The 820-nt window shown below is 61.6% G+C and carries 1 protein-coding gene; it reads right to left on the reverse strand.

From position 1 onward, the window contains the following. A partial coding sequence (locus tag A3730_RS22635; RefSeq protein WP_063539004.1) for a polyprenyl synthetase family protein occupies window positions 1–758 on the reverse strand: 758 nt, incomplete at its 3' end. Between the last annotated feature and the right edge of the window lie 62 nt (window positions 759–820).

Below are 820 nucleotides of genomic sequence, written 5' to 3' on the forward strand. Positions count from 1 at the left end.
GCCTGTTCGGGGGAGCCGTTGGTGATGGTGTAGATCAGCGGCAGGGTGGGTTTGCCTTCGGCCAGGTCGTCGCCCACATTCTTGCCCAGTTCGCTGGCGTCACCCTGATAGTCAAGCACGTCGTCGATCAACTGGAAGGCGATGCCCAGGTGGCGGCCATAGGTGGCAAAGGCGTCCACATGATCGCTGGCCTGGTCCGCGCCCAGCACGGCGCCGGTTTCTGCTGCCGATTCGAACATTTTGGCGGTTTTGTGGTGAATCACCCGCATGTAGTTCTCTTCGCTGGTGTTGGGGTCGCGCACGTTGATTAGCTGCAGCACCTCCCCTTCGGAAATGGTGTTGGTGCTCTGGGAGAAAATGTCCAGCAGGCGCGGGTGGCGCAGGCCAACCATCAGTTGCAAGGCGCGGGAAATCAGGAAGTCGCCCACCAGCACGCTGGCGGCGTTGCCCCACACCGCATTGACGGTGGGGCGCCCGCGGCGCAGGTTGGATTCGTCCACCACGTCGTCGTGGAGCAGGGTGGCGGTATGCAAAAACTCGATGATGGCGGCCACGTCCACGTGGCGATCGCCCTGATAGCCGGCGGCCCGGGCGCAAAGAATGGCGATCAGCGGGCGTAGCCGCTTGCCGCCGGATTGAATGATGTAATCGCCCACTTCGCGGATCAGGGGGACGTTGGAATCCAGGTGGTGACTGATAAACTGGTTCACCGCCTCGAAGTCGTCATCGACGACGGCATAGATAGCCTTGAAATCCATGTATTCAGGTCCAGACAAAGGGTGGCGCGACAGCGGGCAATGCTAGCAGTGGCTGGCGGGTA

The sequence above is a fragment of the Alcanivorax sp. HI0044 genome (genome assembly GCF_001634945.1).